This window comes from Propioniciclava tarda (assembly GCF_900182665.1).
In the GTDB taxonomy this organism is placed as follows: Bacteria; Actinomycetota; Actinomycetes; order Propionibacteriales; family Propionibacteriaceae; genus Propioniciclava; species Propioniciclava tarda.
In genome coordinates, this window is record NZ_FXTL01000014.1 from 78,517 (window position 1) to 91,178 (window position 12,662).

The following is a 12,662-nucleotide window of genomic DNA, read 5'->3' on the forward strand; positions in this document are numbered from 1 at the left end:
GCGGGCTCCGGCCTTGGTGGTCGGGGCCCGTGGCGGGGTCGGCGCTACTCCACCTGTGACTGCCGCCTCGCTCTTGGAGAAGGTCTCAGCGCATCACTGTCACGCGTCGCGCCTGCTGCGACACAGGTCCGCTACATCGCACTTGTCGCACGCGCGACACCAAGACTGGTGCCGTGGAAGGTCGTTTGCCCTGAGTTGATTACCAGCCTCCAGGACGCGGTGACGCACAGCCGCCAATAGGGGTGCCTCGACCTCTTCCCGCGTGGACTTCCCCTTGTCGTCGAGGTTCAAGACTTCGATGAGGTCCGGGCTCTCGCCAACCAGTTCCTCATAGCCAAGCGCGTAGACGTGCAGCTGGTCGCGGGTGACGTCCTCTGGCTGAGCGCGCTCGGTCGACTTGAAGTCGACGACTGCCACCTCGTCGGTGTCGAGCCGCCTAATGAGGTCGACGCGTCCGTCGACGACGACCCCTTCACCGAGATGGACCTGGATCTGCTTCTCCGAGTGGATCGTGTTCGGGATCTCGCGGCCGTGGGCGTCGAAGTACCGCTCCAGCGCGGCCCGTGCCGACTGCACCAGGTTCTCGCGCAGTGCCGGGTACGCGTAGGGGGTGTGCAAGTGCCGGTCAACGAGATCCTCGACGTCAGCCGTCGTGAGCAAAACGCCATCGAGCGCGCGCTTGTGCACCTCGGCGAGCGCGTCATGAAGGCCCTTCCCGTAGCCCAGCGCCTCATGAAGGGGCGGGTTGAAGCCGTACAGGAAGCGGATCTTGAACTGGTATGGGCAGTCGAAGAAGTACTTCAACTCCGAGAACGTCAGCGTGACCTGCGGAGTCGCGCGCCGGGGGGTGGGCGCCAGTCGCTGGATCGACGGGCCCAGCCACGTGTGCTTCGTGGAAACGTGCTGGTTCGTGGACGCCAGCCGCATGAAGTCCGACGGCCTGGCGAAGAGCTGGTTTCCACCGGGCGAGAAGCTCATCGCCAGGTACTTCTGCGAGCGCGTCACGGCCACGTAAAACAGTCGGGTTTCGTCCTCAACCGTTCCGCGATAGCGGTCGGGCTGGGCCACCGCGACGTCCGGAATGACATGGAATAGGCCGACGCCGCCGTGCCGCTTGGATGGGAATCGGTTCCGCCGCAGGCACGGGACGAACACGGCCGGGTACTGCATTCCCTTCGCCTGATGGACCGTCGAGATGACCACGGCATCGGGCTGGGCGTAGCCCACGTCCGCGTCGGATTCCGCGTAGTAGTCGGGCGCTTGGTGGGTCAGCCAGTCGCGGAACGCGCGGTACTTGGCCGCAGGCGCCGACTGGAAGTGAATCTCTTCGAAGTCCGAGATCGCCTGGCTGAACTTGCCCAACTGGTAGAAGACCAGCTCAGCCCGCGCGGGCGTGCCGGGGATGGTGTCTTCGCGGACTTCCAGCGCGGCAAGGAGGTCGAGGTAGAGGCGCTGGATGTTGTAGACACCCCAACGTGCCCCTGCCTTGATGGCGCGGGCCGTCTCGAGGACGCCGAAGGCGGACTTCCAATCGCGTCCACTCGGCACGATCTCGGCGTTCTCCCAGGCGGACTGCACCGTCTCGCTACCCACCTCGCCGACGAGGTAGGCGAAGACCGTCACGACAGCCGCGATCTCCGCTGAGTGGAACAGCCGGTTGAGGCCTTTTACGACATACGGGATGTCGCGGCGCCTGAGCTCGTCCACCAGCGGGTCGGCGTCCTTGGCGACGGACCGGTAGAGCACCGCGAAGTCGGACCAGGAGAGACCCCGCGCCGCGGCGTCCGGACCGTCGACAAATGGGACGCCGCGCAGCTCGACCATGCGGTCACAGATCCAGGACGCCTCCGCCTGTGGGGAGTCGAACGTGAGGGCCAGCAGATCGCCGCGCTGCCACTGTTGGTGGCCGGCGGCAGTCATGGTCTTTGCAAGACGCGCGCCGGCCGGCAACGACTCGGCCACCGTCCGCCCCAGGTCGACGACTCCCTTGCTCGACCGAAAGTTATCGTCGAGCACCACGGTCTCGACGCCCTCGTAGCGCTGGGCGAACGTCAGGATGTTGCTGACCTCGCTGCCACGCCACTGGTAGATGGTCTGGTCGTCATCTCCAACGACGCAGAGGTTCGATCCCCCGCTGGTCAGCGCTCGGATCAGCCGCTCTTGGAGCGGGTTGACGTCCTGATACTCGTCGACGACGAGGTACTTCAGCGCGCCGAGCACGTGGTCGCGGATCGCCCGACCACGTTCGTCGTCGACGTCCTCGAGGAGCTCGACCGCGGTGAGGATCATCTGTGTGTAGTCGAAGTAGGACGCCTTTCCGAGCAGCCGGATGTACTGGGCGAATGAATCCCAGACCTGATCGGGGACTGCTGCGTCGTCCACCTCGTCCTCGCGCAAGACCGAGAGCACCTGCTGATAGAGGCGCGAATCCCGGTAGCGATACAGCGTGGGCGTGGACGCCAGGCGCGTGGGGCAGCTAGTCAGGCCCGCCTCCTTGGAGTGCCGGTCGATGAAGAGTCGATTTGTGACGTCGCTGAGGACCCGGTAGCGGAACGTCTCGGGCACGTGCCGCTGCAGGACGTCGAGGCAGTACGCGTGCATCGTCCCGATGAACATCTCCGCTAGCCCGAGCGTGGAGCCGCCGGCATCCTGGACGCGCCGCAGCACACGGTCCTTCAACTCGGCCGCCGCCTTGTCTGTGAACGTGAACGCGACGATGTTGGCCGGCTCGACCCCGGGCACGAGCAACAACTCGGCGATGCGCCGCGAGACCACGTCGGTCTTGCCTGACCCGGCGCAGGCCACGATCTGCAGGTTGCGGTCCACACACTCGATCGCGGCACGCTGGCTGGAGGTGTAGCTGATCACCTTGCCTATCCTGCCGGAGGTGACCGACAGTTTCTGAACCACGCTTTTGACGCTGCCCACAGGGGTGTATATATGATGTGCATACACGAAAGGGATCGTCATGTCCGAGGTCACCGCTCGCGCGGTCAAGAACGAAATCATCAACCTGCGAACGACGGAGCGCCAGAAGAACCTGTTGCGGCGAGCAGCCGAAGCGACGGACCACTCGCTGACCGAGTTCATCCTCGGCAGCGCCGTTGACCAGGCCGAGCGCGTGCTGGCCGACCGCCGCTGGTTCACCGCCACTGACGACCAGTTCGCCGAGTTCGTTCGGCTCCTGGACGCCCCTTTGCCGACGACGATCAAGTTCGATCGCCTGTTCTCCAGGCAGTCCCGCTTCGCCGATCGTGACAACTGACTTCACCGCGCCGCGCAAGCTGGAGCACTCGGATGTCCGGAAGGGGTTCGACAGCGGGGCTGCGGAGCTCGATGAGTGGCTAGAAAAGTACTCGTGGCAGAACCAGCAGGCCAACAACGCCACGACCTACGTCATCACCGACGGGCATCGAGTTGTCGGCTACTACGCCATCACCATGGCTGCCGTGGCGCAGGCGGGTGCGCCGGCAGAGATGCAGAAAGGACGCCCGTCCCAGATTCCCTGCATCCTGCTGGCGCGCCTTGCCGTAGATCGATCTGCGCAAGGTGCAGGGTTCGGGTGGGAACTGCTGCGGGACGCCCTGTTGCGGGCGGTGGCGTTGAGCCAAAGCATCGGTGCCGCCGCCGTGTTAGTCCACTGCCGGGATGAATCGGCAAAGGAATTCTACCTTCGAAACGGCGACTTCCTTCAGTCACCCGTCGAGGATCTCCACCTGATGGTGCCGGTCAAGGCTCTGGAGCGTTACGTCGATTGAGCGACTGCCAAGAGTCGGGGTAGCCACTCAGCGAAGCACTCGAGCCGCAACTCAGCGACGCCCTGAACGGCCGACTGCGGATCCCACAACCAGACTGTGTCGACCAAACCGATGACGTCAATCGTTGATGCTCGCGTGACCGCATCGGCCAATCGCCCATCAAACAGGTCGCACACCGCGAGATTGGCCGTCACCAGCGCACGCGCCTCGGGCCTGTCCGGCTTTAGGTGCGCAAGAATCCGACAGGCTTCGCGTCGATCCAAAGGAATCAAGCAGAAGGCGTAGGCCATCGCGAGCACTGGATCGGCGGGGTAGGCCTGATAGGCGTTCTGTGCCTGTTGTCGGGCTGCGATCGGGTTCCCTTGCTGAAGGAGAAGTGCAACGCTCGGGACAAGGTCCTCTGCGGCGACGTTCGCGACATCATCGCGGAGCCCGGGCCGGGTCAATCGCTTGCGCAGTTCCTGCGTCACCATGCCCTCGGTGACGGTCCGTTCGGCGAGGATGGCAGGGTTCACTCCAGCCCAGATTGCGACCTCCGTGGGAGCGTGCCGGTAGGCGAGTTCCCAATGCAGGCTGGACGCCTTCCATTCGCCTAGGTACGTCCTCGCCAGTCGGTCGCAGATCCAAATCGTTGCGTCCTTGCCACCGCTGAAGACCATGTCCTCTGCGCTGCGTTCCACCGGCTGGTAGTCGTTGAGCCGCCAGCTCAGCAGGTGCCCGACGGCCGCCCTATCAGCCCAATCCTCCACCACACGACACACACTCGGGGACAGCGCGGACAGTGACACCATCGGCCCGACATCCTCGCATACCGGGTCCTGCGCGAGCAGGTCACACCACGCGCGTAGGAAGGCGGGTGTGTCGGCAGGCGCAATATTCCCGGCCCGCTCCGCAGCGAGGAACGATGAGGCTGTCCGCAACGTCCGCTGCGTGAGGTCTTTGCGAAATCCGCTCCGCAAGACCGCGTCCGGCGACAGCCCTCTCTCGCCGAGCCGTGCCAACGCGGTCGTGATAGCGATCGAACGCCAGAGCCAGTTCTCGAGCGGCGGAATGAGGATCAAGTCGAGCGTTGTCCGTAGCAGGGCAGAGGTAGTCCAGTCCGCGCTCGGCTGCTCGTACCGGTGCAGAAGCCTTTCTCGCATGGCGTCGAAGGAGCGCGCCTGCTCGGCCTCAGACCTGCTCTGGATCAGTTCGCCCAGGAGGTCAAGACATGAGCCGCTACCCCCACACAAATCGTGGTCACGGTGGCTGCATTCGACCGCGAACACCTCCAAGGCCTTCTTGGTCAGCTCCCGCTCGTGCCACTTCACCTGGTCGCTCATCCCACCTCGAAGACCTTCATCACTTCGTCGCCGTAGTCGTTGATCACCTTGACCGCAATCTTGCCTTCGGTCGGCTTCGCGAACGGGCGCGACACCGTCGAGTTCAGCGACGCCCAGGCGTCCTCGTCGATCTCGGCTTTGAGTGCCGTCTTGAGCCGCTTGTACGGGTCGCCGCCGCCGGTGAAGTAGCAGTGCCGGACGAAGAACGACTCCTCGTTGTAGTCCGTGTCGATCATCCACAGCGCGATCCGGCCGGTGTCGTGCGAGCGCACCTCGCCGGTCGCCGGGTCGTAGACGTCGACACCGCGAAGCTCGACCACCACCCGGTCGTCGCCGGTGGACCGCACGTCGATGTCCGGCTCGCCGAACACCGTGAACAGGTTGCCGGCGCCGGTCTTCTTGAGGTCTTCGCCCATCAGCAGGTCGACGTTCATCCGGACCAGCAGCACCTTCACCCGCCCCAGCTGCCGTTCGCCCGCTACCTGGGCAAACCCGGCATCGGCGGTCTCCACCGTGACGCCTTGCTCGGTCGTCACCCCGGTCGCCTGCGGATCGAACGCGAACGCCAGGACGCACAGCAGGTCGACGTCGCCCGCCCGGATCGCCTCGCGCGCCGCGTCCTTGACGAACGCCGGCGACACGATCCCGTACTGCGGACCGATCGCCACTCCCACCCGCAGGGACGCCTCCCCGCTGGTCCCCTCGCCGATCGCCTGCACGTAGGTGCCGGCGTGCGGGTCCAGGGACTCGAACTTGATCCGCTCCGCCGTCCGCCCGTTCTGGACGCCCGCCCTGCGCAGGTTCTCCAGGATCGTCTGCTCGAACGACGTGCCGGACCCGTCGGTTTCCGCCGCGATTTCGGACGCCGGACGCCCCTGCTCGCCGCCCGCGAACGCCAGCGAGCGGTGCGGGGAAAGGCTCTCGACCGTGAACGGGCCCGTCACCCGGACGACCCCACGGTCCTCGTAGGGGCGGTCGTACAGCAGCTCGAAGTCGGCATGCTTCTTGATCGCCGCGTCGATCTGCTCGCGCGACATGCCCTCGACGATGTCGGGGTTGTTCGCGATGGATTTGAGCGTGATGTGCTGCACCCGCTCGTAGACGAACCCGTGCCGCATGTCGTTCGAGACGGACGCCGGCGGCGCGAGTTTCTGCGTCACCTGTTGCTCCTTGGCCCGGCCCTTGTCGGAGTCGGCCAGCAGGTAGAACGGGAACTTCGCCCCCATGAGCCGCTGCCGAGCAAGAGCCAGGGCCACGCGCGAGGTGTCGATGGTGATCCAGCGGCGCCCCCACTGCTCGGCCACCAACGCGGTGGTACCCGACCCGCAGGTCGGGTCGAGCACCAGATCACCGGGGTCCGTGCACATCATGAGGCATCGCTCGATGACCTTCGTGTTCGTCTGAACGACGTACAGCTTCTCGTCGGTAAACGAACCCGTCGCGGTATCGGTCCACGATGTCGTCTGAGGTTGCCATCCAAAATCGCTCTCATACCGAATGAACTGGATGCTGTTTCGGGCGACGTGGATTCGATCAGCGAGTGCAAGACGGGCCATCCCTAAGGGGAAGCTCGCCTTCCAATGTGAGCTGGCACCGGGCGAATAAGTTCGACCACGAAAAATGAACGGTTGCGGCACTGTCGCCGCGCCCTGTGACTGCAAATCTCCAGGCTTGTACACCCGCGAATCGCTGGGGAGTTCCGCTTGCCCCCTCTTCTCCGCAGCCGTCTTTCCTCTGGTGGTGCCGTCAGCTAGGTGCAGCCAGTCGTAACCTTGACGATCCTTCGACTCACGCCAGACGGTACGGTACTTCACTCTGGGTTCGTGTCTTGCATACCAAAGAACGAAATCACCCGACCTCGGCAAAGTGCGTGCCTGAGTGAATCCGCTGGTTGTTGAGAACATCACCTGAGCGACAAAGTTCTCGGCGCCGAACACCTCGTCCATCAGTGATCGGACCAGGTGCACGTTCTCGTCGCCGATCTGGACGAAGCAGCTCCCCGATTCGGTGAGTAGTTCGCGCGCGGCGATTAGCCGGTCGCGCAGGTAGCCCAGGTAGGAGTGGATGCCCAACTCCCAGGTGTCGCGGAAGGCTTTGATCTGCTCGGCCTCGCGGGCGGCGTCCGAGATCTTGCCGTCTTTGACGTCGCGCTGCCTCGCGCTGACCTGCCAGTTGGAGCCGAACTTGATGCCGTAGGGCGGGTCGATGTAGATCATCTGGACTTTGCCGCGCAGGCTCTCCCGCTCGGCGAGCGAGGCCATCACCTGCAGCGAGTCACCCAGGATCATGCGGTTCGACCAGTTGGCCTGGTGGCGGTAGAAGTCGACGGCGTCCAACTCGTCGAGTCCGTCGAAGGCGTCGAAGAGGGTGAGTTCCGGCTCGTCCTCGGCCCGCTCGGTGGTGCGGCGCAGGTTCTCGACCAGCACGCGGGGGTCGATCTTCTCCTGGATATAGATGGGCGGAGCGTCAACGCCCAGCGCGCCGGCGGCGTCCAACCGGTCGTCGGGGTACTTGCCGCGCCAGATCAGCTGCGGGTCCAGGCTCGGGTCGCGGTCGTACGCCACCCGCTGCATGGCCTCGACCTCAGGCGGGACGAAGTCTTGGGCGTCCGCGGTGGGAATGTTCGAGCGCTTGTCGTCGTGGACGATGCTCTCGATGGGCGTCGGGCCCTTTGGGGTGGCGGGTTTACGAGCCACGGTGCACCTCGGCGTAGTCGAGTCGGTCGGGGTCGCCGATGATCGGTCCATCGGCGTACAGGGCGGCGATGGCGGCCCGCAGGTCGGCCAGCGAGGCGTCCTTGTTGGTGATCTCCACGTACCCCCAGCGGCCGAAGCCGCCGTGGTTGTTGACGCCCGCGCACCACGAGTCGCGGGCGGTGTCGGCTTTGGCCTGGATCGAGCCCGGCGCATGCGCCGACTTCAGCCCGCCGGAGACCTCGACGATCAGCACCCGGTCGAGGTCGGCGTCGTCGCGCCGGTTCAGCTTCAGCAGGAAGTCGGGCACGTACGCGTGGGTGCGGCCCTTGTGCACGTAGGGAATGGTGAAGCCGAGGTGGTCGTTCTTGACGAACGCGGCCACCTGCGGCAGGTGCCCGCCCTCGATCAGTTGGGCCACGTGCTCCTCCCAGGTGTTGCCGCCAGGCCCGTCGAGCACCACCCGGTTGACCTCCGATTTGGCGACGTCGACGGTCGCCTTGTGGGTGACGAACTTCACCGAGCCGGTGTCGCCGACCGGGTCGGCGAGGCGCAGGATCACCCGCATCCGGGCGCGCTCGTTGCCGTGCTGGCTGGAGACCGCCTGGTAGATCGCCTCGCAGGCGTCCGACTCGAACTCGGCGTACCGCACCAGCGTGCCCATGTCGAAGCCCGGTTCGAGGTCGACGCAGGTGTCGATCCACTCGCGGCAGATCTCGACGAGCCGCGGGAACAGCCAGGGGCGCTCGTCGCTGCCGACGATGTAGTTGTGCTTAAGCAGTCGCTTGGCCAGGCGGAACGCCACTGACTGGGGGCGCAGCGGCCCCGACTCGTCCTCGATGACTTCGACCTCGCCCACGATCGGCGCGTTCTCCGTCCAGGTCGGGACCGTCGAGCGCCCGACCCGATAGCGAGGCGCCGCGTCGGCGTCCAAATAGAGATGCTCGTCGGGGATCTCGAGGCGGTAGGCCTCGACGTGCGGGAACGTAATGCGCAGGCTCTCGCGCCCCTTCACGCTGAACACGTCAACCGCGGGCGGCGACGGCTTCGGGTCCAGGGGCGGCTTGTCGGACGGGATGAACGCGAACGGCACGCCGTAGACCGACGCGTACTCGGGGCTGAACCGGCCGTTGTCGTCGAGCGCGTACGAGCGGCGCCGCAGGCCGCGGCCGACGACTTGCTCGCACAGGAGCTGCGAGCGGAACGCGCGGATGCCGAGGATGTGGGTGACCGTGTTGGCGTCCCAGCCCTCGGTCAACATCGCGACGCTGACGACGCAGCGGACCGGCTCGCCGAGGCGTCCGGGCTTGCCGACGGTGTTCATGACCTCGCGGAGGAGGTCCTCGTCCGTGAGCGCCTCGACGTCGGCACCAGGGTTGCGGCGGCGGTAGTCGTTCTTGAAGACCTCGATCTCGGACGACGCGGCCTTCTTGAAGTCGTCCTTGAGGGCGTCGCCGGATTCGAGCTGGGCCGAGTCGATCAGGATCGTGTGGGGGCGGTCCAGGAAGCCCTCGCCGACGACGTTGTTGAACAGGGCCAAGTTGCCGTCGACGACCTTCGGGCCGGTGGGCGTCTCGACCTGGGTGCCGGCGATCCACTCGTAGACGAGACGCGACACCGACGTGTTGGGGCAGACCACGATGAACACCGGCGGCGCCTCGCCCCACGCTTCGCGATGCTGCTGCCACGTCTCGAACGCCGCCGAGTAGCTGCGGTAGAGGCTCTTCAACGCGCCCTCGAGCTGGGGCGGGATCAGCCAGTCGACGACGGACAGCTTGTCGGCGGCCCGCTTGGCGAGCATCTGGTTGGTGCCGATGGCGTCCCAGAGGTTGAGGTAGGTCACCTGATCGTGGGCGGCGTCGTCGTCGACCGGAATCCGCGGCACCTTGACGATGCCCGACTCGATGGCGTCCATGAGGGAGAAGTCGCAGACCGTCCAGGGGAAGATGAAGCCCTCGGCATAGCCCGAGCCGCGCAGATAGAACGGCGTCGCGGACAGGTCGTAGATCGCCTTAACGCCCACGCTGCCGGCCACCGCGCGGACCCCCTTGTACCAAACGCGGGCCTGCTCGTTGGCGGCCTTGGCCTCTAGGTCGGCGTCCGAGCCGTCGACCTCCTTGGCGCGTTCCTGGCGGTCGGCGTAGCAGTGGTGCGCCTCGTCGTTGAAGACGACGATCTCGGCCTGGTGGCGTCCGGAGCCGACACCCCAGCCGCGCAGCACGCGCGAGACGACCGCGGCGTCCGTCTCTTTGAACGGGTCGGACGCCTTGCCGGCGAGCAGGATGTTCTTGGTGAAGCGGGCGACGCCGCGGATCTCCTTGGAGTCCTTGGGGTTGAACGCGTGGTAGTTGGTGATGACGATCTGGGCCTGACCGAGGAAGGCACGGAGGTCGGCCGGGACGAGGTCTCGCAGGTCGTAGTAGTTGTCCGGCTCGGCAGGATCGAGCACGCGCAGGCGGTCGCGGATGGTGATGCCGGGTGTGACGACCAGGAATCGTTTGGCGAAGCGGGCGTCGTTGGGCGACTGCACCTTGTTGAGGGTGTTCCAGGCGATCAGCATCGCCATGACCACCGTCTTGCCCGAACCGGTGGCCATCTTGAGGGCGATGCGGGGCAGCCCCTCGTTGTGCTCGGCGTTGGCCGCCTCGAGTCGCTCGCGCCAGTCGGCGACCTCCATCGTGCGGGCGTTCGGGGTCCGCAGGTGCTCGGCTATCTCGACGCGACGTCCGGCGACCTCGGCCAAGAAGATCGCGGTTTCCGCGGCCTCCCGTTGGCAGAACAGCACGCGGTTCTCGCGGGCGGGGTCGGCCCAGTGCAGCAGGAGCTTCTTGGTGGTGGGGGTGGAGCCGGGGTAGTTGGCCGCGCGCCAGGCGTCCACGGCCTTGCGCAGGTCGTTGATGAGGGTGTTCTTCTCGACGCGCTCGTGGGTGGCGTCGAAGTCGAGGGCGTCCTGGGCCTCGACGGCGACCCGCTTGCCCTTCTTGGTCTGCGGCACGGGGATGAACGACTCGCTTGGTCGGCGTCCTGACAGGATCGCCCCGGTCGGACCCTTAGGACCCAACTCGAAGTGACGCGTCGGCGCGTCGAAGGGCCCGTTCAGAACCGGATTCGACAGTGACTCTTCCACGCATTCCCCCTGGTCGGCCGCGCCTTTGCGGGAGGCTTGCACGTCACCCTAGCCGAGACCTCGGACGTCGCTAGGGTAAGAATCGGCTGGTTTCGACCGATGACAAGGAGCACGACGTGGCTGCCATCTTCAGGACTGTCGCCTGGCAGGTCGAGCAGCTTGTCAACGGCGTCACCACCGGGCAGATTCAGCTCCCCGACCTGCAGCGTCCTTTCGTGTGGCCCGCGACGAAGGTTCGCGACCTCTTCGACTCGATGTACCGCGGCTATCCGGTCGGCATTCTGATGTTCTGGGACGTGGCGGCTCACGGCGAGACGCGGAACATCTCGGGTCAAGAGCGTCTCGACGCCAGCCACCAGATCATCGATGGACAGCAGCGGCTGACCAGCCTCTACGCGGCGATGCAGGGGCTTCCCGTTCGCGACGAGTCGTACCGGCAGAAGACCATCACCATCTCCTTCAACCCGTTCAGCGAGAAGTTTGAGGTGCGCACGCCAGCGCTCGCGCGTTCCGTCCAGTGGCTCGAGGACATCTCCAGAGTCTTCGACAGCCCCTTCATGTCGCGGAAGGACTTCGTGAGGCGGTACCGAGAAGCTGGGAACGTTCTCGGCGATGACGATGAGGAACGTCTGGAGCTGGTCTTCGCCCGGCTAACCGACCTGAAGAAGTACCTCTTCGACGTCGTCCACATCCAGCGGGAAGCCGACAAGCGGCTGGTCGCTGACGTGTTCGTGCGGATCAACTCCGAGGGCGTCCGACTCAAGGCCTACGACTACATCTTGACGTGGCTCAGCGTCTTCTGGCCCGCAGGCCGTGAGGCGATCGAGGAGTTCTCGCGCAACTCCCGGATCAGCCCGCAACGGGCGTCCGAGATCTCCGGGAAGAAGGTCACCTGGACAGCCCACAACCCCTACATCGCGGTCGAGACGGGCCACGTCGTCCGCGCCATGGTGGCGCTGGGACAGGGCCGAGGACGCTTGCAGGACGCGTACGCAGCACTGCAAGCCAAAGACCAGACGACCGGACAAGTCGATTCTGTACGGCAAGAGACTGAACTGGACAAGCTCAAGGCCGCACTCCCGGTCGTCACGGACCCCGTGAGCTGGACCGAGTACGTCCTCTCGATCAAGACGGCAGGTTTCCGCTCGGCGGCGAACCTCACCTCGAACATGAACGTCATCTACTCGTACGTCCTATTTCTCCTTGGACGCACCAAGTACCGAGTCGAACTCGCCAAACTACGCCCACTCATTGCCCGCTGGCTGTTCATGTCCCAGCTGACGGCTCGCTACACAGGATCTTCGGAGTCACAGATCCAGAAGGACCTGGACCGCGTGGAGTCGGTACCCCAGGGCGACGCAGCCGGCTTCGAAAGCTCGCTAGACGAAATCATCGGCTCTCAACTCACCCCCGATTTCTGGACCTACAACGTGCCGCAACAGCTTCTGACGTCTGGGCCTAGCCTGTCGCCTCACTATCAGTGCTACCTCGCAGCCCTGAACATCCTGGACGCCGACATGTTCATGCTCAACGAACGCGTGCGCGACTGGATGGATCCGTCGCGTCCGGCAGTCAAAGGCACCGAGGGCCATCACCTCTTCCCTCGCGCTTACCAGGAGGCCGTCCTCGGGATCACAGACATAAAGCGGATCAATCAGGCGGCCAACGAGCAATGATCAGAACCTGTGGATGGTCCTCGGCGGGGTGACGTGAAGGGGCGCACCTTCCCGGGGATGATCTGAAGTCCAAGTAGCTCTGATCA

The 12,662-nt window shown here is 65.2% G+C and carries 7 protein-coding genes; 3 read left to right on the top strand and 4 right to left on the bottom strand.

The genetic code is table 11. The annotated features are described in order from the left end of the window. Positions 1-99: 99 nt before the first annotated feature. Positions 100-2,868 carry an ATP-dependent helicase gene (locus tag FN821_RS10925; protein WP_180319764.1) on the bottom strand — a complete coding sequence of 923 codons (2,769 nt, stop codon included), beginning with the start codon at positions 2,866-2,868 and terminating at the stop codon, positions 100-102. A gap of 100 nt (positions 2,869-2,968) precedes the next feature. On the opposite strand from FN821_RS10925, the gene FN821_RS10930 reads away from it, so the two are divergent. Beyond that, positions 2,969-3,265: a type II toxin-antitoxin system TacA family antitoxin gene (locus FN821_RS10930; protein WP_131172629.1), complete on the top strand. Its 297-nt coding sequence runs from the start codon at positions 2,969-2,971 to the stop codon at positions 3,263-3,265. After that, positions 3,255-3,758 (top strand): GNAT family N-acetyltransferase, encoded by a 504-nt coding sequence (locus FN821_RS10935; protein ID WP_206662094.1) that lies wholly within the window; start codon positions 3,255-3,257, stop codon positions 3,756-3,758. Before FN821_RS10930 ends, FN821_RS10935 begins: the two co-directional genes overlap by 11 nt. Here FN821_RS10935 and FN821_RS10940 read toward each other — a convergent pair. From FN821_RS10940 to FN821_RS10950, 3 genes are read right to left on the bottom strand one after another with little or no spacing between them, the layout of a single operon-like run. Continuing rightward, positions 3,746-5,080, bottom strand: coding sequence for a tetratricopeptide repeat protein (locus FN821_RS10940; RefSeq protein ID WP_131172630.1), 1,335 nt, complete (start codon positions 5,078-5,080; stop codon positions 3,746-3,748). The genes FN821_RS10935 and FN821_RS10940 overlap by 13 nt on opposite strands. Further along, positions 5,077-7,776: a site-specific DNA-methyltransferase gene (locus tag FN821_RS10945; RefSeq protein ID WP_131172631.1), complete on the bottom strand. Its 2,700-nt coding sequence runs from the start codon at positions 7,774-7,776 to the stop codon at positions 5,077-5,079. Before FN821_RS10945 ends, FN821_RS10940 begins: the two co-directional genes overlap by 4 nt. Then, positions 7,766-10,900, bottom strand: a complete 3,135-nt coding sequence (locus FN821_RS10950; RefSeq protein ID WP_131172632.1) for a BPTD_3080 family restriction endonuclease — start codon at positions 10,898-10,900, stop codon at positions 7,766-7,768. The genes FN821_RS10945 and FN821_RS10950 overlap by 11 nt, the downstream gene beginning before the upstream one ends. A 116-nt stretch (positions 10,901-11,016) precedes the next feature. On the opposite strand from FN821_RS10950, the gene FN821_RS10955 reads away from it, so the two are divergent. Continuing rightward, positions 11,017-12,576, top strand: coding sequence for a GmrSD restriction endonuclease domain-containing protein (locus FN821_RS10955; protein ID WP_131172633.1), 1,560 nt, complete (start codon positions 11,017-11,019; stop codon positions 12,574-12,576). The last annotated feature ends 86 nt before the right edge of the window (positions 12,577-12,662 follow it).